We start from the raw sequence: 23,129 nt of genomic DNA, 5'->3' as shown, positions 1-23,129 counted from the left end.
CATGGGTCGCAGCTTGAAAAAAGGACCTTTTGTCGATGACCACTTAATGAAAAAAGTGGAAGTACAAGAGGCTTCTGAGAAAAAACAAGTTATCAAAACTTGGTCACGCCGTTCTACAATCTTCCCGAACTTTATCGGTTTAACGATTGCTGTATATGATGGACGTAAACATGTTCCTGTATACGTAACAGAAGATATGGTAGGCCATAAACTTGGTGAGTTCGCACCGACACGTACTTACAAAGGTCACGGTGCAGACGACAAGAAAACAAGACGCTAATTTTGAGAGGAGGTAAATCCTAATGACACAAGCTAAAGCTATCGCTCGTACAGTACGCATTGCTCCTCGCAAAGTACGTCTAGTTGTAGACTTAATCCGAGGCAAGCAAGTTGGTGAGGCAGTTGCAATTTTACGTCATACTCCAAAAGCGGCGTCTCCAGTCGTTGAGAAAGTATTAAAATCTGCAGTTGCTAATGCTGAGCACAACTACGATCTTGACATCAACTCTTTAGTAGTTTCTGAAGTGTTCGTTGATGAAGGTCCAACTTTAAAACGTTTCCGTCCACGTGCGCAAGGACGTGCAAGCGCAATTAACAAACGCACAAGCCACATCACTCTAGTGGTATCTGAGAAGAAGGAGGGTTAATCCGTGGGTCAAAAAGTACATCCAATAGGACTACGCGTTGGTATTATTCGTGACTGGGAGTCAAAATGGTACGCTGAAAAAGACTATGCAACTCTACTTCACGAAGACATCAAAGTGCGTAAATATATTGAAACGGCTCTTAAAGACGCTTCAGTTTCTAAAGTAGAAATCGAACGTGCTGCAAACCGTGTAAACATTACAATTCACACTGCGAAACCAGGTATGGTAATCGGTAAAGGTGGTACTGAAGTTGAAAATCTTCGTAAATACCTTAGCGAGTTAACTGGTAAACGTGTACACATCAACATCATTGAAATTAAACGTGCAGATCTTGACGCTCGTCTAGTAGCTGAAAACATCGCTCGTCAATTAGAAAACCGTGTATCATTCCGTCGTGCGCAAAAGCAAGCGATCCAACGCACAATCCGTGCTGGTGCAAAAGGAATTAAAACACAAGTATCTGGTCGTTTAGGTGGCGCTGATATCGCGCGTGCTGAACACTATAGTGAAGGAACTGTTCCACTTCATACTCTACGTGCTGACATTGATTATGCACACGCAGAAGCTGACACTACTTACGGTAAATTAGGCGTTAAAGTATGGATCTACCGTGGTGAAGTTCTTCCTACGAAGAAATCTGTGGAAGGAGGCAAATAATATGTTATTGCCTAAACGCGTAAAATACCGTCGTGAACACCGCGGAAACATGCGTGGCGAAGCGAAAGGCGGCAAGGAAGTATCTTTCGGCGAATGGGGCTTACAAGCTCAAACAGCTAGCTGGATTACTAACCGTCAAATCGAATCTGCACGTATCGCGATGACTCGTTACATGAAACGTGGCGGTAAAGTTTGGATTAAAATCTTCCCACATAAACCTTACACTAAAAAACCTCTAGAAGTCCGCATGGGTTCTGGTAAAGGTTCTCCTGAAGGTTGGGTAGCAGTAGTAAAACCAGGAAAAATTATGTTCGAAATCGCTGGTGTGTCTGAAGAGATCGCACGTGAAGCACTTCGTTTAGCATCACATAAGCTTCCTGTTAAATGTAAGATCGTAAAACGTCAAGAAACTGGTGGTGAATCTAATGAAAGCTAATGAAATCCGTGACCTTGCCACTTCTGAAATTGAATTAAAAGTGAAATCACTGAAAGAAGAGCTTTTCAACCTTCGCTTCCAATTGGCGACTGGTCAATTAGAAAACACAGCTCGTATTCGTGAAGTGCGTAAAGCAATCGCGCGTATGAAAACTGTTATTCGTGAAAGAGAAATCAGTGCAAATAACTGATAAAGGAGGTTTTCAAGTATGACTGAGCGTAACCAACGCAAAGTTTACACGGGCCGCGTTGTTTCAGATAAAATGGACAAAACTGTTACTGTTTTAGTTGAAACTCACAAAAAGCACAAGCTTTACGGTAAACGTGTAAAATACTCTAAAAAGTTTAAAGCTCATGATGAGCAAAACCAAGCGAAAATCGGTGATATCGTACGTATCATGGAGACTCGCCCGCTATCAGCTACTAAACGTTTCCGTCTAGTTGAAGTTGTAGAAAAAGCGGTTATTATTTAATAACTATTTCGGAACAACCATTTCCGAAGGGAGGTAACCTAAGTGATCCAACAAGAAAGTCGTATGAAAGTTGCTGACAACTCAGGTGCACGTGAAGTTCTTACAATTAAAGTGCTTGGTGGCTCTGGCCGTAAAACTGCTAACATCGGTGATATCGTTGTTTGTACAGTTAAGAAAGCAACACCAGGTGGCGTTGTCAAGAAGGGTGACGTTGTTAAAGCTGTTATCGTTCGTACTAAATCAGGCGTTCGTCGTAAAGACGGTACGTACATCAAATTTGATGAAAATGCTTGTGTAATTATTCGTGATGATAAATCACCACGCGGAACTCGTATTTTCGGACCTGTTGCACGTGAATTACGTGACAGCAACTTCATGAAAATCGTTTCTCTAGCTCCAGAAGTTCTTTAATTTCATGATAGTGCCAATCAAGGAGGTGCGACAGCATGCATGTAAAAAAAGGTGACAAGGTTAAGGTTATCACTGGTAAGGACAAAGGCAAAGAAGGAGTAATCCTAGCTGCTTTCCCTAAACAAGATCGCGTTCTTGTTGAAGGTGTTAATATCGTGAAAAAACACGTTAAACCTAACCAATTGAATCCACAAGGTGGGATTGTAAGCCAAGAGGCTGCAATTCACGTTTCGAACGTAATGCTAATCGATCCTAAATCTGGCGAGCCGACTCGTGTAGGTTATAAAATCGAAAACGGTAAAAAAGTTCGTGTTGCAAAAAAATCAGGTGCAGTAATCGACTAATTAGTAAATAAAAGAAGGGAGGTACACACATGAGCCGCCTAAAAGAAAAGTATTTAAACGAAGTTTCTCCTGCTCTTATGAGCAAATTTGGATATAAATCAGTTATGCAATTGCCGAAAGTTGACAAAATCGTTATCAACATGGGTGTTGGTGATGCTGTTCAAAACTCTAAAGCATTAGATGCAGCTGTAGAAGAATTAACAATTATCACTGGTCAAAAACCAGTAGTAACTAAAGCGAAAAAATCGATCGCTGGTTTCCGTTTACGTGAAGGTATGCCTATCGGTGCTAAAGTTACATTACGCGGTGAGCGTATGTATGAATTCTTGGACAAATTAATCTCAATCTCACTTCCTCGTGTACGTGACTTCCGTGGTGTTTCTAAAAAAGCATTCGATGGTCGCGGTAACTACACTCTAGGTGTTAAAGAGCAATTAATTTTCCCAGAAATCGATTACGATAAAGTTTCAAAAGTACGCGGTATGGACATCGTGATCGTAACGACAGCGAACTCTGACGAAGAAGCTCGCGAGTTATTGACACAATTCGGTATGCCGTTCCAAAAGTAATCAAACAAGGAGGGCGAAAACGTGGCTAAAAAATCTATGATCGTTAAACAACAACGTAAGCAAAAGTTTAAAGTGCAAGAATATACACGTTGTGAACGCTGTGGCCGTCCACACTCTGTATATCGCAAATTTAAACTTTGCCGTATTTGTTTCCGAGAACTTGCATATAAGGGACAAATTCCTGGCGTGAAAAAAGCCAGCTGGTAATCCCCTAATTTGGGAAGGAGGTAAATGTAATGACAATGACTGATCCGATTGCAGATATGCTTACTCGCATTCGTAATGCGAACATGGTTCGTCACGAGAAGTTAGAAGTACCAGCTTCCAACGTGAAAAAAGAAATCGCTGAAATTTTAAAGCGTGAAGGTTTCGTACGTGACGTAGAATACGTGGAAGACAACAAGCAAGGTATTATCCGTATCTTCTTAAAATACGGTAAAGATAACGAGCGTGTTATCACTGGCTTAAAACGTATTTCTAAACCTGGTCTACGTGTATACGCAAAAACAAATGAAGTTCCTAAAGTACTGAACGGTCTTGGTATCGCTTTAGTGTCAACTTCACAAGGTTTATTAACAGATAAAGAAGCTCGCGCTAAACAAGTTGGCGGCGAAGTTCTAGCATACGTTTGGTAATTAGCAATAAATGAATGGAGGTGCAACTAAATGTCTCGTGTAGGTAAAAAAATTATCGAGGTACCAGCTAACGTAACTGTTACTGTTGCAGCTGACAACACTGTTACTGTTAAAGGTCCTAAAGGCGAACTTGTTCGTTCTTTCCACCAAGATATGAAAATTGAGCAAGAAGGTAACGTAATCTCAGTATCACGTCCTTCTGAATCAAAAGAACACCGCACAAACCACGGTACTACTCGTGCGCTTCTAGCGAACATGGTTACTGGAGTTTCTGCAGGTTTCGAAAAAGCTTTAGAACTTATCGGTGTTGGTTACCGTGCGCAATTACAAGGCAAAAAACTTGTACTTAACGTAGGTTACTCTCACCCAGTAGAGTTCACACCTGAAGATGGTCTTGAAATTGAAGTTCCTTCTAACACTAAAATCATCATTAAAGGTATCAGCAAAGAGCGCGTTGGTGCTCTAGCATCTAACATCCGTGACGTTCGTCCACCAGAGCCATATAAAGGTAAAGGTATCCGTTACGAAGGCGAATACGTTCGTCGTAAAGAAGGTAAAACAGGTAAATAATGCTGCTTAAGCATTAGAAAGGAGTGACCCTTGTGATTACGAAACAGGATAAAAATCAAGTTCGTAAAAAACGTCATGCGCGAGTACGTTCTAAAATTTCGGGTACTGCTGAGCGTCCACGCTTAAACGTATTCCGTTCTAACAAGAACATCTACGCTCAACTTATCGATGACGTAGCAGGCGTAACAATTGTTAGCGCATCTTCTCAAGAAAAAGGTTTTGAAGGTGCTGGTAGCAATGTTGAAACTGCATCAAAAATCGGTGAAACAATCGCGAAACGCGCTGCGGAAAAAAATATTACTGCTGTAGTTTTTGACCGTGGTGGTTACTTATATCATGGACGCGTGAAAGCTTTAGCTGAAGCTGCACGTGAGAATGGTTTAGAATTTTAATAAGAAGGAGGGACACATTTCATGAGTCGAATTGACGCAAACAAACTTGGAGAACTTGAAGAACGCGTAGTTACTATTAACCGTGTTGCTAAAGTTGTTAAAGGTGGACGTCGCTTCCGCTTCACAGCACTTGTTGTTGTTGGCGATAGAAACGGTCATGTAGGTTTCGGTACTGGTAAAGCTCAAGAGGTTCCAGATGCTATCCGTAAAGCTGTTGAAGATGCGAAGAAAAACTTAGTAGAAGTGCCACGTGTTGGTGGAACAACTCCACACTTAGTGCTTGGTCGCTTCGGTGCAGGAGAAATCCTAATTAAACCTGCTGCTCCTGGTACAGGGGTTATCGCTGGTGGTCCAGTACGTGCAGTACTAGAACTTGCTGGTATTACTGATATTCTTTCAAAATCTCTTGGATCTAACACACCAATCAACATGGTGCGTGCAACTGTTCAAGGTTTAACTGAATTAAAACGCGTAGAGGACGTAGCAAAATTACGTGGTAAATCAGTGGAAGAAATATTAGGATAAGGGGGGAAAGATAATATGGCTAACAAATTAGAAATCACCCTTACTAAATCTGTGATTGGTACTAAACCTGCTCAACGCAAAACTGTTGAAGCTCTAGGTTTACGTAAATTACACCAAACTGTAGAGAAAGCTGATAACGCAGCTACTCGCGGTATGCTTGATAAAGTAGCTCACTTAGTTACTGTAAAAGAAATTTAATTTCTAATTAATGAACAAGGAGGTGCCACCCACTATGAAACTGCATGAGTTAAAACCAGCAGAAGGTTCTCGTAAGCAACGCAACCGCGTTGGTCGTGGTATCGGTTCTGGTAACGGTAAAACAGCAGGTAAAGGTCATAAAGGTCAAAACGCTCGTTCTGGTGGCGGTGTACGCCCAGGCTTTGAAGGCGGTCAAAACCCATTATTCCGTCGTTTACCAAAACGTGGCTTTACGAACATTAACCGTAAAGAATACGCGATCGTTAACCTTGATGCTTTAAACCGTTTCGAAGACGGTGCAGAGGTAACAACTGCATTATTACTTGAAACTGGTCTTGTGAGTAATGAAAAAGCTGGAATTAAAGTTCTTGGCAACGGAACTCTTAACAAAAAGCTTACTGTAAAAGCTCATAAATTCTCAGCTTCAGCTAAAGAAGCAATCGAGAATGCCGGCGGAACTACTGAGGTGATTTAATGTTTCAGACAATCTCTAACTTTATGCGTGTTCGAGATATAAGAAATAAAATCATTTTCACACTTTTAATGTTAATCGTTTTCCGTATTGGAACATTCATTCCAGTGCCTAACGTTGACGCAAATGTATTAAAGGCAACTGATGAGTTTAACCTCGTTGGTTTCCTGAATACTTTTGGCGGTGGTGCTTTAAAGAACTTCTCTATCTTCGCGATGGGAATTATGCCTTACATCACAGCCTCAATTATTGTTCAGTTATTGCAAATGGACGTAGTACCGAAGTTTGCTGAATGGGCAAAGCAAGGTGAAGTCGGAAGACGTAAACTTGCACAATTCACTCGCTACTTTACTATTATTCTTGCTTTCATCCAATCATTCGCAATGTCATTCGGTTTTAATAGAATGTATGGCGGATCATTGATTAAAGAAGAAGGGGTTCTAACATATGTTACAATCGCCATTGTATTGACAGCGGGGACAGCTTTCCTTGTATGGCTTGCAGAGCAAATTACTGCACACGGTGTTGGTAATGGTATATCTGTTGTAATCTTCGCAGGTATCGTTGCAGCATTGCCTACAGGAATTAACCAAATCTTTGCACAGCAAATCGAGGGTGCTGGTGATAAATTATTTATCAATATCGTAATCCTTGCATTGCTTGTATTGGTTTTACTCGCAGTTGTAGTTGGAGTTATATACGTGCAACAAGCACTACGTAAAATTCCAATTCAATATGCAAAACGAGTTACTGGACGTAATCAACAAGCTGGTGGTCAACAAACACATTTACCTTTAAAAGTAAATGCTGCAGGGGTTATTCCGGTAATCTTTTCAGTAGCGTTTATTGTTACACCACGTACGTTAGCTACGTTCTTTGGTCAAAACGACGTAACAACTTTCATAGAAAACACGTTTGATTATACGAAACCTGTTGGAATGATTATTTACGTTGCATTGATCGTCGCGTTCACATATTTCTATGCATTCGTACAAGTGAATCCTGAAAATGTGGCAGACAACTTGAAAAAACAAGGTGCTTATATTCCGGGTATTCGTCCTGGTGAAAACACTCAAGCGTATTTAACAAGCGTGTTATATCGTCTAACATTTGTTGGTGCGATATTCTTAACTGTTATTGCTGTAATGCCGATTTTATTCATTAACTTTATGAATTTACCTGCCTCAGTGCAAATCGGTGGTACTAGTATTATTATCGTAGTCGGCGTAGCGCTCGAAACGATGAAACAGCTAGAATCTCAACTTGTTAAACGTCACTACAAAGGCTTTATGAAATAATGTTGGTTTTTAGGGAACGTTCCATCGTTTCCTTAAATCAGCAAACCTTTGGTGGGAGGAATATTTCCTAATGAATATCGTTTTAATGGGTCTGCCAGGTGCTGGTAAAGGTACTCAGGCAGATAAAATTGTTGAGAAGTACGCGATTCCTCATATTTCTACAGGCGATATGTTCCGTGCTGCTATTAAAGAAGGTACAGAACTTGGCCTACAAGCTAAGTCGTTTATGGATCAAGGTGCTCTAGTACCGGATGAAGTAACGATTGGTATTGTTCGTGAGCGACTGGCTAAACCTGATTGTGAAAAGGGCTTCCTATTAGATGGTTTCCCACGTACTGTTCCTCAAGCTGAAGCTTTAGATAGCATTCTTGCTGATCTTGGTAAGGCAATTGAACATACTCTAAACATTCAAGTTGAAAAGGATGAGTTAATTGCTCGTCTTTCAGGTCGACGCATTTGTAAAACTTGTGGCGCATCCTATCATTTAATTTTTAATCCTCCAGCTGAGGAAGGAAAATGTGATAAAGATGGTGGCGAGCTTTACACACGTGCCGATGATAATCCTGAAACGGTTGCGAACCGTCTGGAAGTGAATATGAAACAAGCACAACCTTTACTTGATTTCTATCAATCAAAAGGTGTGTTAACTAATATAGATGGACAGCAAGATATAAACAAAGTGTTTGCTGATCTTGATGCTCTTTTACAGGGCAGCCGCAGCTGATACCCGGCTCCGGGCGCAGAATACTGCTTCCGCGGGAGGCATGCGGGAGCAACAACGAAACATAATTTTTTTGAGAGTTGCAAAAGCATATTGTGCCCGGTATATATTTCTTCTAAAAAGTGCAACATAGCTTTTGGAGGAGTATAATGGGTTTCGTGGAAGCATCTGTGTAACGGGTATGAATATCTCATCAAAGACATTCCGGTATTCGTGTAAACATGGGAGTTACAGTGCCCTTATAGGTTCTGGATATTCCGTGGATTGTGTGAAGCGAAACCAGACGAGCGTCTTTCAAACATCTCTCATACAATCCAAACATATGTTGAAACGAGGTTGCTTCTATAGTTGCAGCAGATATCCGTTTGATGTAACGATGAGAACTTTAATTTGCATATAGAGAGGAGACAGAGTAGATGGCGAAAGATGATGTAATTGAAGTCGAAGGGACAGTTGTTGAGACTTTGCCAAACGCGATGTTTAAGGTAGAATTAGAAAATGGACATGTGATTCTAGCACACGTATCTGGTAAGATTCGTATGCACTTTATCCGTATTCTACCTGGAGATAAGGTTACTATCGAGTTATCTCCTTATGATTTAACTCGCGGTCGTATCACATACCGTTTTAAATAATCTTTTGCGCTCCGGACTACTAAGGAGGTTAGGTTAGATGAAAGTGAGACCATCTGTGAAACCGATCTGCGAAAAATGTAAAGTAATTCGCCGACGCGGTAAAGTAATGGTAATCTGTGAAAATCCTAAACATAAACAAAAACAAGGTTAATTCTAAAGGAGGTGCACAACGTACATGGCACGTATTGCTGGTGTTGATATTCCTCGCGACAAACGCGTGGTAATTTCATTAACGTACATTTTCGGTATTGGTAAAACTACAGCTCAGAAAGTACTAGCTGACGCAGGTATTTCAGAAGATACACGCGTACGCGACTTAACTGAAGATGAGTTAAACAAAATCCGTGAACAATTAGATTCTTACAAACTTGAAGGTGACTTACGTCGCGAAACTTCATTAAATATTAAACGTCTGATGGAAATCGGTTCATTCCGTGGTATCCGTCACCGTCGTGGCTTACCTGTTCGTGGCCAAAATACGAAGAACAATGCGCGTACGCGTAAAGGTCCTCGTAAAACTGTAGCGAACAAGAAAAAATAATTGGTAAAGGAGGTTCCTTCTTAACATGGCTCGTAAACAACAAACTCGTAAACGTCGTGTGAAAAAGAATATCGAATCTGGTATTGCACACATTCGTTCTACATTTAACAATACAATCGTAACGATTACAGATATGCAAGGTAACGCTGTATCTTGGTCAAGTGCTGGTGCTCTTGGTTTCCGTGGTTCACGTAAATCTACACCATTCGCTGCCCAAATGGCTGCAGAAACTGCTGCTAAAACATCCCTTGAACATGGTCTGAAAACGTTGGAAGTAACTGTTAAAGGTCCTGGTGCTGGTCGTGAAGCTGCAATCCGTGCACTTCAAGCTGCTGGTTTAGAAGTAACTGCTATTAAAGACGTTACTCCAGTTCCTCATAATGGTTGCCGTCCGCCAAAACGTCGTCGCGTGTAATGGGTGCGTCTCATATTGTATGAGAACATCATTTTTTGTACAGACTGTCTTGTGCAGATAATAAACGATACGTCATTGACGATCGAATCTATGATGGAAAGAACCTATACATTCGATGTTTTGAAGGAGGGTAAATAAAATGATCGAAATTGAAAAACCAAAGATTGAAACGGTGGAGATCAGCGAAGATTCCAAGTATGGAAAGTTTGTTGTAGAACCGCTTGAACGCGGATATGGAAACACTTTGGGTAATTCTTTACGTCGTATCCTTCTGTCTTCATTACCAGGAGCTGCTGTCACGTCCATTCAAATTGATGGCGTTCTTCACGAATTCTCAACTGTAGAAGGCGTAGTAGAAGATGTAGCTTCAATCATTTTGAACGTGAAAAAACTAGCTCTTAAAATCTACTCTGACGAAGAAAAAGTTATTGAGATTGATGTAAAAGGCGATGGTACAGTTACGGCTGCTGACATTACACATGACAGTGATGTAGAAATTTTAAACCCTGATCTATATATTGCAACAATCGCTAAAAACGGTCATTTACGTATGCGTATGTACGCACAACGCGGCCGTGGTTACACTCCTGCTGATCAAAACAAACGTGAGGATCTTCCTATCGGCGTGATCCCGATCGACTCTATTTACACTCCAGTATCACGCGTCAATTTCCAAGTGGAAAATACTCGTGTAGGTCAGTCTTCTGACTACGATAAACTTTCTCTTGATGTGTGGACAGATGGCAGCATCGGTCCGAAAGAGGCGATTTCGCTCGGAGCAAAAATTTTAACCGAGCATCTTAACATCTTCGTTGGCATGACAGATGAGGCACAAACTGCTGAAATCATGGTCGAAAAAGAAGAAGATCAAAAAGAAAAAGTTTTAGAGATGACTATCGAAGAACTTGACCTTTCTGTTCGTTCTTATAACTGCTTAAAACGCGCTGGTATTAACACAGTACTAGAACTTGCGAATAAGTCAGAAGATGACATGATGAAAGTTCGTAACCTTGGACGTAAGTCACTAGAAGAAGTAAAAGCGAAGTTAGAAGAGCTTGGTTTAGGATTACGCAAAGAAGACTAAGCGATTTAAACAAAACTAACAAGGTCAGATTTTTTTCTATAAAGGAGGGAAACATCCATGGGTTACAGAAAACTTGGTCGTACAAGTTCTCAACGTAAAGCGATGTTACGTGACTTAGCTACTGATTTAATCATCAACGAGCGTATCGAAACTACTGAGGCTCGCGCTAAAGAAGTACGTAAAGCTGTTGAAAAAATGATTACTTTAGGTAAGCGCGGAGATTTACATGCACGCCGTCAAGCTGCTGCATTCATCCGTCGTGAACTAGTAACAACGACTGATGCTGAAGGTAACGAATCAACATCATTTGCACTTCAAAAGTTATTTGATGATGTTGCACCACGTTATGCAGAGCGTCAAGGTGGTTACACTCGTATTCTTAAAGTAGGTCCTCGTCGTGGTGACGGTGCACCTGTAGTTGTGATTGAACTAGTTTAATCATAAGAGAAAACTTGTGGTGAAGAGGGTGGGAATCACCACCCTCTTTCTTTATAAACGATTTATACGACAAATAATTAAGCTGAGCGTTATGATGAGCGGACACTAAGGTGTGGCGTCTCGTTTAGCTCTCCGCACCTCATTCAGGAGAAATAAGGGCTTGAGCACCCTTATTTCTTGAAAATGTAACGACTAGCGCATTTCTATTGAATGAGGTGCGCGCTTTTTTATTACTAAGGACAGCGCCAATTTGTGGTGCTTTTTTTAATATATGGGTTTAATGTTTTCCCCAAATCATAGCATGACGAGAACGTTTCATTATTTTAGTATTTTACTTTTATCGACATAAGGATTGTAGTAGAATTCATACATAAAAAAGTGTAAGTTAGTTAGTAGAGCTGAGCATGTAGAGAGGAGTTCTAGAAATGCCTGAAATTTTATCTTTAAATAATGTGACTTTTTCATATACACCAGAAGAACCAACTAGTCGTAATGCTGTCGAAAATGTTAGCTTCGCCGTTGAAGAGGGAGAATGGATTGCTATAGTAGGACATAATGGTTCTGGAAAGTCGACCATAGCAAAGTTGATGAATGGTTTGCTATTTCCTCAAAAAGGAGATGTCCGCATTTTACGAGAGCCATTAAGTGAAGAAAACCTTTGGGAGTCCCGTTCTCTCATGGGGATGGTTTTTCAAAACCCGGACAATCAATTCGTCGGTGCAACCGTACAGGATGATGTTGCGTTTGCATTGGAAAACAATGGCGTGCCTTTTGAAGAAATGGTACAGCGTGTTCATGCGGCACTGGAACAAGTAAAAATGAGCCATTTTTTAGATCATGAGCCACACCATTTATCAGGAGGGCAAAAGCAGCGTGTTGCGATTGCAGGAGCACTTGCTTTAAAGCCGAAGCTTCTTATATTAGATGAAGCTACTTCTATGCTAGATCCGCAGGGACGTGGAGAGGTATTGCAAACTGTTCAAACTTTACGTGCTGAAACAGGACTTACTGTCCTATCCATCACCCATGATTTAGAAGAGGCGATGCTAGCAGATCGTGTACTCTTTATGAATGATGGGAAGAAGTTTGCAGAAGGTATCCCTGCTGAAATATTTGCTCTTGGGGACAAGCTAGTGGAATTTGGACTAGACTTGCCATTTGCCCTAAAGTTATCAAAGCTATTGCAAAAGGAAGGTGTTCCGTTAATGGGACAACATATGACAGAAGAAGAGTTGGTGAATGATTTATGGACATCAAACTTCAACAAGTAAGCTATGCTTATGCACAAGGGACGCCTTTTGAAAAACGGGCACTATTCGATGTAGAATTCGATATCCCATCACACACGTATCAAGCAATTATTGGTCATACAGGTTCGGGTAAATCAACTATTCTCCAGCATTTTAATGCGCTTCTAAAACCTACTTCAGGAGAAGTACATATCGGGGATCGTGTAGTGGTAGCCGGAAAAAAAGCAAAGGATTTAAAAGCTGTACGACAAAAGGTCGGTATCGTCTTTCAATTCCCTGAGCATCAATTATTCGAAGAAACTGTGTTAAAGGATATTATGTTTGGTCCCATGAACTTTGGCGTACCAGAAAAGGAAGCCGAAGATCGGGCACGAGAACTTGTCAGCTTAGTGGGGTTACCAGAAGACGTTCTAGATAAATCTCCGTTTGATTTATCGGGAGGTCAAATGCGTCGAGTAGCGATAGCAGGTGTTTTAGCGATGGAGCCTGAAGTAATTGTGTTGGATGAACCTACCGCAGGCTTAGATCCACGTGGTCAGAAAGAAATTATGGATATGTTTTATCAGCTTCATCAGGAACGTCACCTGACAACGATTCTAGTGACGCATAGCATGGAAGATGCTGCTCGATATGCTGATAATATTGTGATTATGCATGAAGGTAAAAATGTTTTAAGTGGAACACCACGAGATATATTTAAGGATGTTGATACATTAAAGAGCTTCCGCTTAGAACCACCGCGCATTGTCCGCTTTCAACAAAAGATAGAGCAAATGATGGAGAAACCCTTATCAAAAGTTTGCTTGACCGAAGAAGAACTTGCAGTTGAAATTGCTCAACTGCTAGGAGAGGAGCGTGCGGAATCATGATGGAAAAAATGATTTTTGGACGCTTCTTACCTGGAGATTCTCCCGTTCATAAACTGGATCCACGCTCTAAGCTAATCTTTGTTTTTGCTTTTATTATTATAGTATTTTTGGCCAATAATACAGTGACGTATGCTATGCTCTTGGCATTCACGCTTCTTGTTGTATTAATATCACGAATTCGCTTGTATTTTTTGATAAATGGTCTTAAACCGGTTCTCTTTTTGATGGCCTTTACCTTCTTGCTTCATATTTTTATGACGAAGGAAGGCGTTCCCGTTTTTGACTCGAAGTATATTACCATATACGATGAGGGGATTAGACGTGGGATTTATATTTCAGTACGTTTTCTAGTATTAGTATTTATAACATCTATCTTAACTTTAACAACGTCACCGATTTCCATTACAGACGGTATTGAAGTTCTTTTAAATCCTCTGAAGGCATTGAAAGTACCTGTCCATGAATTAGCTTTAATGATGTCGATTTCTTTACGCTTCATTCCAACTTTAATGGATGAAACAGATAAGATTATGAAAGCACAGATGGCACGAGGCTCTGATCTATCCTCAGGCCCAATAAAAGACCGTATTAAAGCTGTAGTGCCATTACTAGTACCTCTTTTTGTGAGCGCATTTAAACGGGCCGAAGATTTAGCCACAGCGATGGAAGTAAGAGGCTATCGCGGAGGGGAAGGGCGTACTAGATATCGTAGGCTAAAATGGGATATGGGTGATACATTTGCGCTTGTATTATTAGTAGCAATAGGTGTATTGCTATTCTTCTATAGAAGCTAAAGGAGTATGCTTTATGCGACGATTAAAAGTAATTATTAGCTATGACGGTACACTTTTCTCAGGCTATCAAGTACAGCCTGGGGAACGCACCGTGCAGGCAGAAATAGAACGTGTATTAGCCATTATGCATAAAGAGGAAAAGGTGAAGGTAACCGCAAGTGGACGTACAGATGCTAGGGTTCATGCAACAGGGCAAACATTGCATTTTGATACACCACTAGCCATTCCAGCTGACAAGTATCGCAAAGCTTTGAATGTGCAGCTCCCTAGAGATATTCGCGTAATGTCTGTAGAAGAAGTAGAACATGATTTTCATGCACGCTATAGTGTAACTGGGAAGCGATACCGTTATATTTGGTCCTGTGAGCCTATTCAAAATCCATTTAGGAGACATTATACCGTTGAGACAAACGGGGTCAAACCTGATGTAGTTGCCATGCAGAAGGCTGCTCAAGCTATCATTGGGACACATGACTTTTCATGCTTCTGCGCAGCCAATACAAGTGTTCAGGATAAAGTAAGGACAGTCACCTCATTACAATTTGAGTGGCATGGGGAAGAGCTTCATATGGTTATTGAAGGCAGTGGCTTCTTATATAATATGGTGCGAATTATTGCAGGTACATTGTGGGAAGTGGGTATTGATCGCCGGACGATTGAAAATATAGCTCTGGTAGTTGCTTCAGAAGATCGAGATAAAGCTGGGAAAACTGCGCCACCACAAGGTTTGTACTTAGAAAAAGTGTTCTATTAGTGTCACTTTCAACCTCGAAACAACTTTACCAGGTGTTTAATGAAATTGCTTGACTTTAAAAGTCATTCATTATATGATAACAGATGGTATTTTCATTACCACCACAAATAAGCCCCGAAAACTTATAGTGTAGTTTAATGAAAAATAACGGTAATCGAATCGATTAGGAGGATATATACATGCGTACAACATTCATGGCTAAAGGTCACGAAGTAGACCGTAAATGGTTAGTAGTTGATGCAGAAGGCCAAACTCTTGGACGTTTAGCTTCTGAAGTAGCTGCAATCTTACGTGGTAAACATAAACCAACATTCACACCAAACGTTGACACAGGTGATCACGTAATCATCATCAACGCTGACAAAATCCATTTAACTGGTAACAAATTAGAAGGTAAACTTTACCGTCACCACACTCAATTCGCAGGTGGTTTAAAAACTCGTACTGCTGGTGAAATGCTAGACAAGTACCCAACAAGAATGATCGAATTAGCAGTTAAAGGAATGCTTCCTAAAAACTCTTTAGGTCGTAAAATGTTCACTAAACTTAATGTTTACACTGGAACAGAGCATCCACATGCTGCACAAAAACCAGAAGCATACGAGCTTCGCGGATAATATAAATTAAGAGGAGGATATTACTTTGGCACAAGTTCAATACATCGGCACTGGTCGCCGTAAAAGCTCTGTAGCTCGCGTACGTTTAGTACCAGGTACAGGTAAAATTGTTATCAACAAACGTGAAATCGAAGAATACGTACCATTCGCTGCATTACGTGAAGTAATTAAACAACCATTAGTAGCTACTGAAACTACAGGAAGCTATGATATCCACGTAAACGTTAACGGTGGTGGATACACTGGTCAAGCTGGTGCTGTTCGTCACGGTATCGCTCGTGCTCTACTTCAAGTAGACCCAGATTTCCGTGCTGCATTAAAATCAGCTGGATTACTTACTCGTGATTCACGCATGAAAGAACGTAAAAAACCAGGTCTACGCGGCGCTCGTCGTGCACCTCAGTTCTCAAAACGTTAATTTCAAATTTTTCTATCAAAGACTCTTTCTACTTTTGTGGAAAGGGTCTTTTTGTGTGAAAAGAGTAGCCATTATAATAAGCAATCTTTGGAGTTGTTGTCCTAAGATTGCTCAATATTATTTCTGATGGAATTGTCGATGGAGCTGATGTACCTGTGTAGCTAGTTCAGGAGCTGGACCATCAATAGGTGTGTATCTTGACTCACTTCTTGAATAGATAAATGACGAACGCGAGAGGTAGTAGAGATGCCTATATCTTTCAACCATTGTGCAAGCTGTTTGGACGAGCTAGGATAAACAATTCTCCCTAAACCAACCCAACCATGGGCCGCTGCACACATAGGGCAATGTTCACCAGAAGTATAAACCGTTGCGATATTTCTTTCCTAAGTTTTAGCTGCCCAACGTGCTAATGCAAACTCAGGATGTTGCGTATGGTCGCCACCAGACACATAATTTCGGTCTTCGGCAAACACCTCGCCATTCGTAGCTACAAGGATTGAACCAAAGGGCTCATCACCTGCTTCCAATGCATCTTTGGCTAGCTCGATACATTTAATTACGTTAAATCAGTAGGATGGATCATCAAATACCTCCTTATATTAACGCTTACTACAACCTTCTGACTCAGCCTCTTTTAAAATTAGCTCTATTTTATGAAAACCTAGTTGTTTTGCATGCTGTAACGGTGTGACTCCATCTCTATCAGTAATATTCAAATTTGCCCCATAATCCACTAATAGTTGAACGATTTCTTGATGTCTCTCACCGCCATTCCCTAAAATGACGGCTTCCATTAAAGCTGTCCAATGTAAATTGTTAATATGATTGATATCAATATCTGAATGGTTTAGGAGGACACGAACTACTTCTACATGACCCCGTTCGGCAGCGGGGATAATGGCCACTCCTCCGAAGCGGTTCGTCAATTTCGTATTGGCACCAGCAGCGATGGCTAATTTCACGATTTCTAGAAAACCTGATGCCCCTGCATGGAGGAGTACATTTTCTAGATGATTATCTTGAATATTTACGTCCGCATCATGCTGAATAAGAGCCCTTACTGTTTCCACCTGATTATAATAAGTGGCTGCTACTATCGCCGTTCTGCCTAATTGATCGGTGGCATTGATATCGGCCCCTTCTTGTAGAAGTGTTAGGACTTTATCAGTTTCTCCATTTGCAGCGGCAATAATTAAATGATCGCTCATCTCTATCACCTTCTCTTTCCATATTATAAAAATATGGTAACACGTAACATCTAGAGCGAATAATATGAAAAAAATATACTACGCTTAGCTTTTACATATAGTAAGACACGCTCTTTAGTATATTTATAAAACATTTAAATCGTCTTCTTAGCATAATAATTGTTAATTCTGCACAGATTTAAAATTATTAAAAATATTTTCGGATAAGTTTATGCTTTTTTAAGAAATTATTTAGAGGGAGTTTAACAATTCATTTTAATATAAATTATGAAAGCTACAGCAAGCCTTTCAAGAGATAGGCGGGTGTAGTTAAAAAATATAAAGCAAAAATGGAGGTAAGTAGGTATGAAAAAATTATTGATTGTATCTGTTGCAGCAATGGCACTACTTGCAGCATGTCAAGATAAGGAGCCTGCGAAAGGCAACACTTCAAATAGTGAGGAAACAAAAACGGAAAGCGCAGCTACAGATAATACAACGAAAGAACAAGCACAGAAGGAACTAACAAAGGGTCAAGAAATGGCTACTATTCTTAGTGCTACAAACTGGCAAGGTACAAAAGTATACGATAAAAATAACAATGATTTAACTGAGGAAAACTCAAACTTTATTGGCTTGGCTAAATATGATGTGAAGACAGGTCATTACGAATTCTTTGATGCTACTACTGGTGAAAGTCGTGATGATAAGGGAACATTTTTCATTACAAATGATGGGAAACAAAGAATCTTAATTTCTGAGTCCAAAAATTATCAAGCGCTTGTAGAGATCACAGAATTAAACAAAGATATTTTCACTTATAAACGAATGGGTAAAGATGCTGCTGGTAACGATGTAGAAGTCTTTGTAGAGCATATTCCTTATCAGGAAAAAGAGCTTACATTTACAGATCCAGACAAAACTCTTAATGCGGCTACAGGTGATATCGTAACTGATGTAGATGGTGATGAAATTTTAGCGAATACATTGTGGCAGGGCACAGTTGCTTTAGATGAAGATGGTAATGATGTAACCGAATTTAATTCAAATTTCATTAGTATTGCAAAATACGATGCAGAAACGAATAAATATGAATTCTTTAATCCTGAAACAGGCGAGAGTCGCGGCGACTATGGTTACTTTGACGTCATTCATGATAATAAAATCAGAGCTCACGTTTCACTTGGTGATAATAAATATGGTGTGGCTCTTGAAATTACTGAAATGAATGAAAAGAAGTTTACGTATAAACGAACAGGTAAAGATAAAGATGGAAATGAGATAACTGTGTTTGTTGAGCATGAACCATATGAAGGGGAATATAAACCAGAATTTACACTGCAATAAAATTGTTTATCCTCCCTCTATATAAAATAAATTAAAAACTCTCAAGTTGAATACTTGTGAGTTTTTTTTTCTTTATGGCATAGTTTATCCACTAACTTCGTACACTAAATGTAAAAGGGTGGTGGATATGGGTGAAGCGCTGGCTGGCACTAGGAGTAATTATGCTTATGAGTATAGTGTTCGTGGCATATGAAACAAATGCTTCGGACCGTAACTTCTTTTTACCAGACCCACTTGGTGGCATAAAGATTGTCATTGATGCAGGGCATGGTGGAGAGGATGGAGGAGCTTCGAAGGGCGAAGTCATTGAAAAGGATATTACACTTGCAATTTCTCAGCATGTAGAGAAGAAATTGAAGAAGAAAGGCGCAACAGTCATCATGACAAGAACAAAAAGTGGTGATGTTATTGATGAACATGCGCCATCAGAAAAATATGGAACATTAAGAGAGCGTAAAAAACAAGATATCTTTTTAAGAAAGGATATTGTAGAGAAAGAAAAACCAGATGTGTTTATTACCATTCATGCCAATGCGATTCCGGAAACAAAATGGCGTGGTGCACAGGTGTTTTATCATAAGGAAGGACATGCTGACGGTGAGATCCTTGCAAAAAGTATTCAAGAGTCGATTCGTACTAATTTAAAAAATACAGACCGAGAAGCATTGTCTATTAAGCAGATCTATTTACTGAAAAAAGCAGAAGTACCTGCGGCATTAGTAGAGACTGGATTTATTAGTAATGATGAAGAGCGAGCGTTATTAACAGATAAGAACTACCAAGAAAAAATGGCAGATGCAATTGTTGAAGGTATAGAAGAGTATTTATTAGCCAAAGTTGAGTAGAGCAACATCACAACGTAAATTAAATCATTTATGATATACTAACATGGAGACAATATAAGGGGAGTGTTCGTCGTGATTACTGAACAACAAGTACGAGAAATACTAGGACAACTACAAGATCCATTTTTACATAAATCGCTTGCAGAAACAGATGGTATTACAAACGTAGCAATAAAAGAAGAAAAAAATCATGTCAGTGTAAAAGTTGCGATTGCTAAATTGAATACACCTGAACAATTACAACTACAAATGAAAATTGTTGAGATGTTAAAAGAAGCGGGTGTAAATACGGTTGGTATTCGTTTTGAAGAGCTATCAGCAGAAAAGCTTCAAAGCTTCCGTGGCACAGCAACAGAATCTGAAGCACAGGATATTTTATCACCGCTTAGCACAGTTCAAGTTATTTCAATTGCTTCGGGTAAAGGTGGAGTAGGTAAATCTACAGTTTCGGTTAACTTAGCAGTTGCCCTAGCTCGTCTAGGCAAAAAAGTGGGCTTAATCGATGCAGATATTTACGGTTTTAGTGTGCCCGATATGATGGGTGTAACGGATATGCCTAAAGTAGTCGATAATCGTATTTTCCCAGTAGATCGCTTTGGTGTAAAAATGATTTCAATGGGCTTCTTTGTAGAAAATAATGCTCCTATTGTATGGCGTGGCCCGATGCTAGGTAAAGTATTAGATCAATTCTTCCGTGATGTAGAGTGGGGAGAGCTTGACTACCTATTATTAGATTTACCACCTGGCACAGGTGATGTTGCATTAGATATTCATCAAATGTTACCTTCATCAAAAGAGATTGTAGTCACAACGCCTCACCCAACAGCAGCATTTGTTGCAGCTCGTGCAGGTGCCATGGCGCTACAAACGGACCATGAAATTTTAGGTGTCATTGAAAACATGGCTTGGTTCCAATCGAAATCAGGTGAAAAAGAGTTTGTCTTTGGGCAAGGCGGAGGTCCTAAACTAGCAGAAGAGCTACGTACGGAGCTACTTGGTCAAATTCCACTTGGTCAACCAGATTGGACTGATGCTGATTTTGCACCTTCTGTATATGCTGAAAAACATACTACCGGACAAATTTATTTAGACATCGCGACGACAATCATTGAAAAATTAAATAAATAATAAAAAACGGATTTCCATCCTTTGAAGGAAATCCGTTTTTTTTAATAATCCCACGATTATTCAGTGCCTTTTTGCTCCTTATCAGCGCTGCCACCGCTTTCACCACTTGCTTCTTTCTTATCGCCACTTCCAGATGAAGTTGTTTCGCCACTCTTTTTAATTAGCTCTTGCCATTTTGATTGCATTAAAGGGCTTTCGATCGTTTCCTTCACTACTTCCTCCATCTGCTTTCGCATATTGGATGATTTAAGGATAGTCTCTAGCTGTTTCTGCATATCAGGCTGTCCAAAAAAGGCTTCCATATCCTTTTGGAAAGTTGGATCTTTTATTAAATCCTTCATAATATCCTGTTGCTGTTTTTGCATACTTTTTGCAACGGTTTCCTTAAACTTTGGATCTTCAAAGGTTTTCTTCCAAAAGTCTTCAGCTTCCTTGGAAAGTAATGTTTCCTCAGTAGCTTTTTTCACTTCATCATGCTCTAAAATCAACAGCTCACGGAAACTTGGCTCTTCTAAAAGCTGTCGCAATGCCTTTTTACCGTCCTCTGTTTGTAAAGAGTCAATCATGATTTTTTTTATTTCATCATAGGACATAGTAGAGGTTTTATCTTGTGAACAGGCAGAAAGAAATAGCATTAGAATCAGTAATAAGGTGAATTTTCGCATCGACAATCAGTCCTTTCTATAGATAGACTCTTTCAATTATTGTTCACATTTCTGATGACTTTATGTATTGGGAAAGATGAGAAATAGCTTTTTTAACAATGCATTGATAAAATAAGGACAGATATATTGAGAAATTGGGGGACTTTTAGTTGTGACGATACGAAATTGGGCAAAGTTTTTCTTCTTTGCAATGCTCGTTGGTGGGGTAGTCAACGGAGGTTTTAGTTTATTTATTCGCTGGGATTTCTTCCAACCATACATAGCAAACGGTCATTGGGGAGAATTTTTCGCTGGACTGTTATGGATGGTCTTCTTAGGATTTACAATGAGTGTTATTGCACAGGCTGGCTTTTTCGCTTATTTAACACTCCATCAAGTAGGTGTAAATATCTTTAGAACACTTACATTGTGGAATTGGGTACAGCTTTTACTCATTGCAATTACTATTTTTGATATTATTTTCTTCCGTTTTGTACCTGGTGTAAAGGATGGACAAAGCTGGTTGTTTTATGTTGGATTATTAATTGTCCTCATTTTTGGAGCCATAGCTACAGCCGTTCAAAAAGTAAAGTTAACAGGGAAAAAACATGTATTCATTTCTGCTCTGTTCTTCATGATTGTCATTACAACCCTGGAATGGACAATTGCGTTAATGGGTCGTGATGAAAATATTAATGAATACGTCGCGTTATTATTATTCCCGTTATTGGCGGTTAATGCATATCAATTATTAGTATTGCCAAAATATAATGCAAAATCTGATGAGGATCGTCAAAAATTAGAAGCACGCCGCAAAGCGCGCCAAGAACAAGCAAAAAATGCTTAAATGAAAAAATTGCCTCCTACAAAATAGAGGCAATTTTTTTTATGGAGATTTTTTAGTTTGTACTTTATAGCCAAATATATTTTCCTCAATCGACATAAACTTATGTTGCTGTATGAAAGTATTAAGTTCTTTAAAAGTAATGGAGCTATCTTGGTGTAATGGAACAAAGACAAAGTCACCTTTCTGGAGTTTTGGTGTTTTCTCACCCTGCCAAATAAGGGATGGAGATAGCAAATTCATTTGTTGCTGAAACAGAGATTTTTGTAAGTCTTGTGAATACTGGTGATTCCGAGTAGCAAACCAAAGTGGCTTTTCCTTCAAATATTGTTCATAAATATCAATATCCTTTTGTACAAGCTTAATGTTAATAGGTTCCTCTATTGAATCCTCTGGTCCGAGTAGTCCTGTAGGTAATTTCCGTTCTTGAATAATTTTTATATGGTCTGGGGAACGCTTGATCCAATCTGTATCTAGAAGAAGAAGCGGATAAGGCTCTTTTACCGTTTTAAGCCAATCCATTAGAGACTCATCAGAGAAAGAAACCTCGACAACAAGAGATGTACCGTAATGACCTTTTGTAACGACAACTGGTGCGTTCGCAATATTAAATACAGAAATCATCGTAGAATTTATAGGCTTTAGAAAAACAAAGAGAATTCCGATTAGAAGCAGTGAAATCAACGTTTTACGGATCATAATAACAACCTCGTTTCTATAATTTAAAATAAAAAATAAGTCTCTTTAAAAAAACTTATGATTTAGTGTTGACTTTCATGAATAATCGATGTTATTATGTATAAGTCGCCAAGAGGTGACAGTGAAACAAACAACATGAACCTTGAAAACTGAACAAGCAAAACGTAATCAATAAAGTTTTAAGTAGCTAGCCTAGCTAGTGAACGAAACAAAATTTTGGACATCAAAATTGATGCCAGCAAAACAATTTGAGCTAATCAAATTTCTTTT

At 39.6% G+C, this 23,129-nt stretch carries 36 protein-coding genes and 3 pseudogenes; 35 read left to right on the top strand and 4 right to left on the bottom strand.

The genetic code is table 11. From position 1 onward, the window contains the following. Position 1: 1 nt before the first annotated feature. From rpsS to rpsI, 31 genes and pseudogenes are all read left to right on the top strand, one after another. The gene (gene rpsS, locus KVT27_RS16270) at positions 2-280 is read left to right on the top strand and encodes a 30S ribosomal protein S19 (protein WP_008181911.1); all 279 of its coding nucleotides are present in this window, start codon (positions 2-4) and stop codon (positions 278-280) included. A 22-nt stretch (positions 281-302) separates the two neighbouring features. Then, positions 303-647, top strand: a complete 345-nt coding sequence (gene rplV / locus KVT27_RS16265; RefSeq protein ID WP_004233639.1) for a 50S ribosomal protein L22 — start codon at positions 303-305, stop codon at positions 645-647. Between the two features lie 3 nt (positions 648-650). Then, positions 651-1,304, top strand: coding sequence for a 30S ribosomal protein S3 (gene rpsC, locus KVT27_RS16260; RefSeq protein ID WP_025116438.1), 654 nt, complete (start codon positions 651-653; stop codon positions 1,302-1,304). Between the two features lies 1 nt (position 1,305). Further along, a complete protein-coding gene (rplP, locus tag KVT27_RS16255; RefSeq protein ID WP_025116437.1) occupies positions 1,306-1,740 on the top strand; it encodes a 50S ribosomal protein L16 in 435 nt (144 codons plus the stop codon). After that, on the top strand, positions 1,730-1,930 hold the full coding sequence (gene rpmC / locus KVT27_RS16250; protein ID WP_004233646.1) for a 50S ribosomal protein L29: 201 nt from the start codon (positions 1,730-1,732) through the stop codon (positions 1,928-1,930). The genes rplP and rpmC overlap by 11 nt, the downstream gene beginning before the upstream one ends. Before the next feature lie 18 nt (positions 1,931-1,948). Then, entirely contained in the window at positions 1,949-2,212 is a 264-nt protein-coding gene (rpsQ, locus tag KVT27_RS16245; RefSeq protein ID WP_008181723.1) for a 30S ribosomal protein S17, read from the top strand. Between the two features lie 42 nt (positions 2,213-2,254). Next, complete coding sequence (rplN, locus tag KVT27_RS16240) at positions 2,255-2,623, top strand: 50S ribosomal protein L14 (RefSeq protein WP_004233650.1); 369 nt, start codon at positions 2,255-2,257, stop codon at positions 2,621-2,623. A 35-nt stretch (positions 2,624-2,658) separates the two neighbouring features. Beyond that, complete coding sequence (gene rplX / locus KVT27_RS16235) at positions 2,659-2,967, top strand: 50S ribosomal protein L24 (RefSeq protein WP_004233652.1); 309 nt, start codon at positions 2,659-2,661, stop codon at positions 2,965-2,967. A 29-nt stretch (positions 2,968-2,996) separates the two neighbouring features. After that, a complete protein-coding gene (rplE, locus tag KVT27_RS16230) occupies positions 2,997-3,536 on the top strand; it encodes a 50S ribosomal protein L5 (protein WP_008181719.1) in 540 nt (179 codons plus the stop codon). A 21-nt stretch (positions 3,537-3,557) separates the two neighbouring features. Further along, positions 3,558-3,743 (top strand): type Z 30S ribosomal protein S14, encoded by a 186-nt coding sequence (locus KVT27_RS16225; protein WP_004233656.1) that lies wholly within the window; start codon positions 3,558-3,560, stop codon positions 3,741-3,743. A gap of 29 nt (positions 3,744-3,772) precedes the next feature. Further along, entirely contained in the window at positions 3,773-4,171 is a 399-nt protein-coding gene (gene rpsH / locus KVT27_RS16220) for a 30S ribosomal protein S8 (RefSeq protein ID WP_008181717.1), read from the top strand. Between the two features lie 30 nt (positions 4,172-4,201). Continuing rightward, on the top strand, positions 4,202-4,741 hold the full coding sequence (gene rplF / locus KVT27_RS16215; RefSeq protein ID WP_008181715.1) for a 50S ribosomal protein L6: 540 nt from the start codon (positions 4,202-4,204) through the stop codon (positions 4,739-4,741). 32 nt (positions 4,742-4,773) lie between these two features. Continuing rightward, on the top strand, positions 4,774-5,133 hold the full coding sequence (gene rplR, locus KVT27_RS16210) for a 50S ribosomal protein L18 (protein WP_008181713.1): 360 nt from the start codon (positions 4,774-4,776) through the stop codon (positions 5,131-5,133). A 21-nt stretch (positions 5,134-5,154) separates the two neighbouring features. Then, on the top strand, positions 5,155-5,658 hold the full coding sequence (rpsE, locus tag KVT27_RS16205; protein WP_008181711.1) for a 30S ribosomal protein S5: 504 nt from the start codon (positions 5,155-5,157) through the stop codon (positions 5,656-5,658). A gap of 15 nt (positions 5,659-5,673) precedes the next feature. Beyond that, positions 5,674-5,856 (top strand): 50S ribosomal protein L30, encoded by a 183-nt coding sequence (gene rpmD, locus KVT27_RS16200; RefSeq protein ID WP_004233668.1) that lies wholly within the window; start codon positions 5,674-5,676, stop codon positions 5,854-5,856. Between the two features lie 34 nt (positions 5,857-5,890). After that, positions 5,891-6,331 carry a 50S ribosomal protein L15 gene (rplO, locus tag KVT27_RS16195; protein ID WP_008181708.1) on the top strand — a complete coding sequence of 147 codons (441 nt, stop codon included), beginning with the start codon at positions 5,891-5,893 and terminating at the stop codon, positions 6,329-6,331. After that, positions 6,331-7,626: a preprotein translocase subunit SecY gene (secY, locus tag KVT27_RS16190; protein WP_036121593.1), complete on the top strand. Its 1,296-nt coding sequence runs from the start codon at positions 6,331-6,333 to the stop codon at positions 7,624-7,626. Before rplO ends, secY begins: the two co-directional genes overlap by 1 nt. A 70-nt stretch (positions 7,627-7,696) precedes the next feature. Next, on the top strand, positions 7,697-8,350 hold the full coding sequence (locus KVT27_RS16185; protein WP_025116434.1) for an adenylate kinase: 654 nt from the start codon (positions 7,697-7,699) through the stop codon (positions 8,348-8,350). 249 nt (positions 8,351-8,599) lie between these two features. After that, positions 8,600-8,677: pseudogene (locus tag KVT27_RS16180) on the top strand (type I methionyl aminopeptidase); the annotation flags it as partial. A gap of 86 nt (positions 8,678-8,763) precedes the next feature. Then, on the top strand, positions 8,764-8,982 hold the full coding sequence (gene infA / locus KVT27_RS16175; protein ID WP_004233690.1) for a translation initiation factor IF-1: 219 nt from the start codon (positions 8,764-8,766) through the stop codon (positions 8,980-8,982). A gap of 37 nt (positions 8,983-9,019) precedes the next feature. Then, entirely contained in the window at positions 9,020-9,133 is a 114-nt protein-coding gene (gene rpmJ / locus KVT27_RS16170; RefSeq protein WP_000868344.1) for a 50S ribosomal protein L36, read from the top strand. Between the two features lie 24 nt (positions 9,134-9,157). Then, positions 9,158-9,523, top strand: coding sequence for a 30S ribosomal protein S13 (gene rpsM, locus KVT27_RS16165; RefSeq protein WP_004233729.1), 366 nt, complete (start codon positions 9,158-9,160; stop codon positions 9,521-9,523). Positions 9,524-9,548: 25 nt separating this feature from the next. Then, positions 9,549-9,938, top strand: coding sequence for a 30S ribosomal protein S11 (gene rpsK / locus KVT27_RS16160; RefSeq protein WP_004233731.1), 390 nt, complete (start codon positions 9,549-9,551; stop codon positions 9,936-9,938). A 139-nt stretch (positions 9,939-10,077) separates the two neighbouring features. Continuing rightward, complete coding sequence (locus KVT27_RS16155) at positions 10,078-11,022, top strand: DNA-directed RNA polymerase subunit alpha (protein WP_004233733.1); 945 nt, start codon at positions 10,078-10,080, stop codon at positions 11,020-11,022. A gap of 57 nt (positions 11,023-11,079) precedes the next feature. Beyond that, positions 11,080-11,460, top strand: a complete 381-nt coding sequence (gene rplQ, locus KVT27_RS16150) for a 50S ribosomal protein L17 (RefSeq protein WP_008181938.1) — start codon at positions 11,080-11,082, stop codon at positions 11,458-11,460. Positions 11,461-11,885: 425 nt separating this feature from the next. After that, positions 11,886-12,731: an energy-coupling factor ABC transporter ATP-binding protein gene (locus KVT27_RS16145; RefSeq protein ID WP_036121589.1), complete on the top strand. Its 846-nt coding sequence runs from the start codon at positions 11,886-11,888 to the stop codon at positions 12,729-12,731. Next, positions 12,707-13,579, top strand: a complete 873-nt coding sequence (locus KVT27_RS16140) for an energy-coupling factor ABC transporter ATP-binding protein (protein ID WP_217581627.1) — start codon at positions 12,707-12,709, stop codon at positions 13,577-13,579. Before KVT27_RS16145 ends, KVT27_RS16140 begins: the two co-directional genes overlap by 25 nt. After that, on the top strand, positions 13,576-14,373 hold the full coding sequence (locus tag KVT27_RS16135; protein ID WP_036121584.1) for an energy-coupling factor transporter transmembrane component T family protein: 798 nt from the start codon (positions 13,576-13,578) through the stop codon (positions 14,371-14,373). Before KVT27_RS16140 ends, KVT27_RS16135 begins: the two co-directional genes overlap by 4 nt. A 13-nt stretch (positions 14,374-14,386) precedes the next feature. Beyond that, positions 14,387-15,127 carry a tRNA pseudouridine(38-40) synthase TruA gene (gene truA, locus KVT27_RS16130; RefSeq protein WP_036121581.1) on the top strand — a complete coding sequence of 247 codons (741 nt, stop codon included), beginning with the start codon at positions 14,387-14,389 and terminating at the stop codon, positions 15,125-15,127. A gap of 179 nt (positions 15,128-15,306) precedes the next feature. Further along, positions 15,307-15,744: a 50S ribosomal protein L13 gene (gene rplM, locus KVT27_RS16125; protein WP_004233742.1), complete on the top strand. Its 438-nt coding sequence runs from the start codon at positions 15,307-15,309 to the stop codon at positions 15,742-15,744. 25 nt (positions 15,745-15,769) lie between these two features. Further along, on the top strand, positions 15,770-16,162 hold the full coding sequence (rpsI, locus tag KVT27_RS16120) for a 30S ribosomal protein S9 (RefSeq protein ID WP_004233744.1): 393 nt from the start codon (positions 15,770-15,772) through the stop codon (positions 16,160-16,162). A gap of 117 nt (positions 16,163-16,279) precedes the next feature. Here rpsI and KVT27_RS16115 read toward each other — a convergent pair. Both KVT27_RS16115 and KVT27_RS16110 read right to left on the bottom strand, forming a co-directional pair. Then, positions 16,280-16,722: pseudogene (locus KVT27_RS16115) on the bottom strand (nucleoside deaminase). 42 nt (positions 16,723-16,764) lie between these two features. Beyond that, positions 16,765-17,373 carry an ankyrin repeat domain-containing protein gene (locus KVT27_RS16110; protein WP_036121550.1) on the bottom strand — a complete coding sequence of 203 codons (609 nt, stop codon included), beginning with the start codon at positions 17,371-17,373 and terminating at the stop codon, positions 16,765-16,767. A 447-nt stretch (positions 17,374-17,820) separates the two neighbouring features. On the opposite strand from KVT27_RS16110, the pseudogene KVT27_RS16105 reads away from it, so the two are divergent. The 3 genes and pseudogenes from KVT27_RS16105 to KVT27_RS16095 all read left to right on the top strand — a co-directional run. Next, positions 17,821-18,699: pseudogene (locus tag KVT27_RS16105) on the top strand (DUF4822 domain-containing protein); the annotation flags it as partial. A gap of 131 nt (positions 18,700-18,830) precedes the next feature. Beyond that, positions 18,831-19,544 carry an N-acetylmuramoyl-L-alanine amidase gene (locus KVT27_RS16100; protein WP_008175554.1) on the top strand — a complete coding sequence of 238 codons (714 nt, stop codon included), beginning with the start codon at positions 18,831-18,833 and terminating at the stop codon, positions 19,542-19,544. Between the two features lie 72 nt (positions 19,545-19,616). Beyond that, positions 19,617-20,672: a P-loop NTPase gene (locus tag KVT27_RS16095; RefSeq protein WP_036121544.1), complete on the top strand. Its 1,056-nt coding sequence runs from the start codon at positions 19,617-19,619 to the stop codon at positions 20,670-20,672. 56 nt (positions 20,673-20,728) lie between these two features. On the opposite strand, the gene gerD is transcribed toward KVT27_RS16095, so the two are convergent. Next, a complete protein-coding gene (gene gerD / locus KVT27_RS16090) occupies positions 20,729-21,337 on the bottom strand; it encodes a spore germination lipoprotein GerD (protein ID WP_036121541.1) in 609 nt (202 codons plus the stop codon). A 151-nt stretch (positions 21,338-21,488) separates the two neighbouring features. On the opposite strand from gerD, the gene KVT27_RS16085 reads away from it, so the two are divergent. Beyond that, complete coding sequence (locus KVT27_RS16085; protein ID WP_217581626.1) at positions 21,489-22,163, top strand: KinB-signaling pathway activation protein; 675 nt, start codon at positions 21,489-21,491, stop codon at positions 22,161-22,163. 39 nt (positions 22,164-22,202) lie between these two features. On the opposite strand, the gene KVT27_RS16080 is transcribed toward KVT27_RS16085, so the two are convergent. Next, on the bottom strand, positions 22,203-22,859 hold the full coding sequence (locus KVT27_RS16080; RefSeq protein WP_036121535.1) for a hypothetical protein: 657 nt from the start codon (positions 22,857-22,859) through the stop codon (positions 22,203-22,205). Between the last annotated feature and the right edge of the window lie 270 nt (positions 22,860-23,129).

Source organism: Lysinibacillus sp. GbtcB16 (genome assembly GCF_019091145.1).
GTDB classification, from domain to species: Bacteria; Bacillota; Bacilli; order Bacillales_A; family Planococcaceae; genus Lysinibacillus; species Lysinibacillus fusiformis.
This window is presented reverse-complemented; position numbering and strand designations above follow the sequence as displayed.

Excerpts from the sequence above, each read along its gene's own strand:
- rplF (WP_008181715.1), top strand. The coding sequence starts at position 4,202 with ATGTCTCGTGTAGGTAAAAAAATTATCGAGGTACCAGCTAACGTAACT.
- KVT27_RS16185 (WP_025116434.1), top strand. The coding sequence starts at position 7,697 with ATGAATATCGTTTTAATGGGTCTGCCAGGTGCTGGTAAAGGTACTCAG.
- rplQ (WP_008181938.1), top strand. The coding sequence starts at position 11,080 with ATGGGTTACAGAAAACTTGGTCGTACAAGTTCTCAACGTAAAGCGATG.
- rpsM (WP_004233729.1), top strand. The coding sequence starts at position 9,158 with ATGGCACGTATTGCTGGTGTTGATATTCCTCGCGACAAACGCGTGGTA.
- rplO (WP_008181708.1), top strand. The coding sequence starts at position 5,891 with ATGAAACTGCATGAGTTAAAACCAGCAGAAGGTTCTCGTAAGCAACGC.
- KVT27_RS16110 (WP_036121550.1), bottom strand. The coding sequence starts at position 17,373 with ATGAGCGATCATTTAATTATTGCCGCTGCAAATGGAGAAACTGATAAA.
- gerD (WP_036121541.1), bottom strand. The coding sequence starts at position 21,337 with ATGCGAAAATTCACCTTATTACTGATTCTAATGCTATTTCTTTCTGCC.
- rpmC (WP_004233646.1), top strand. The coding sequence starts at position 1,730 with ATGAAAGCTAATGAAATCCGTGACCTTGCCACTTCTGAAATTGAATTA.
- KVT27_RS16140 (WP_217581627.1), top strand. The coding sequence starts at position 12,707 with ATGGACATCAAACTTCAACAAGTAAGCTATGCTTATGCACAAGGGACG.
- rplP (WP_025116437.1), top strand. The coding sequence starts at position 1,306 with ATGTTATTGCCTAAACGCGTAAAATACCGTCGTGAACACCGCGGAAAC.
- KVT27_RS16155 (WP_004233733.1), top strand. The coding sequence starts at position 10,078 with ATGATCGAAATTGAAAAACCAAAGATTGAAACGGTGGAGATCAGCGAA.
- rplE (WP_008181719.1), top strand. The coding sequence starts at position 2,997 with ATGAGCCGCCTAAAAGAAAAGTATTTAAACGAAGTTTCTCCTGCTCTT.
- KVT27_RS16080 (WP_036121535.1), bottom strand. The coding sequence starts at position 22,859 with ATGATCCGTAAAACGTTGATTTCACTGCTTCTAATCGGAATTCTCTTT.
- rplX (WP_004233652.1), top strand. The coding sequence starts at position 2,659 with ATGCATGTAAAAAAAGGTGACAAGGTTAAGGTTATCACTGGTAAGGAC.
- rpsS (WP_008181911.1), top strand. The coding sequence starts at position 2 with ATGGGTCGCAGCTTGAAAAAAGGACCTTTTGTCGATGACCACTTAATG.
- KVT27_RS16135 (WP_036121584.1), top strand. The coding sequence starts at position 13,576 with ATGATGGAAAAAATGATTTTTGGACGCTTCTTACCTGGAGATTCTCCC.
- rpmD (WP_004233668.1), top strand. The coding sequence starts at position 5,674 with ATGGCTAACAAATTAGAAATCACCCTTACTAAATCTGTGATTGGTACT.
- truA (WP_036121581.1), top strand. The coding sequence starts at position 14,387 with ATGCGACGATTAAAAGTAATTATTAGCTATGACGGTACACTTTTCTCA.
- rplV (WP_004233639.1), top strand. The coding sequence starts at position 303 with ATGACACAAGCTAAAGCTATCGCTCGTACAGTACGCATTGCTCCTCGC.
- infA (WP_004233690.1), top strand. The coding sequence starts at position 8,764 with ATGGCGAAAGATGATGTAATTGAAGTCGAAGGGACAGTTGTTGAGACT.
- rplM (WP_004233742.1), top strand. The coding sequence starts at position 15,307 with ATGCGTACAACATTCATGGCTAAAGGTCACGAAGTAGACCGTAAATGG.
- secY (WP_036121593.1), top strand. The coding sequence starts at position 6,331 with ATGTTTCAGACAATCTCTAACTTTATGCGTGTTCGAGATATAAGAAAT.
- rpsH (WP_008181717.1), top strand. The coding sequence starts at position 3,773 with ATGACAATGACTGATCCGATTGCAGATATGCTTACTCGCATTCGTAAT.
- KVT27_RS16145 (WP_036121589.1), top strand. The coding sequence starts at position 11,886 with ATGCCTGAAATTTTATCTTTAAATAATGTGACTTTTTCATATACACCA.
- rpsK (WP_004233731.1), top strand. The coding sequence starts at position 9,549 with ATGGCTCGTAAACAACAAACTCGTAAACGTCGTGTGAAAAAGAATATC.
- rpsQ (WP_008181723.1), top strand. The coding sequence starts at position 1,949 with ATGACTGAGCGTAACCAACGCAAAGTTTACACGGGCCGCGTTGTTTCA.
- rpsE (WP_008181711.1), top strand. The coding sequence starts at position 5,155 with ATGAGTCGAATTGACGCAAACAAACTTGGAGAACTTGAAGAACGCGTA.
- rpmJ (WP_000868344.1), top strand. The coding sequence starts at position 9,020 with ATGAAAGTGAGACCATCTGTGAAACCGATCTGCGAAAAATGTAAAGTA.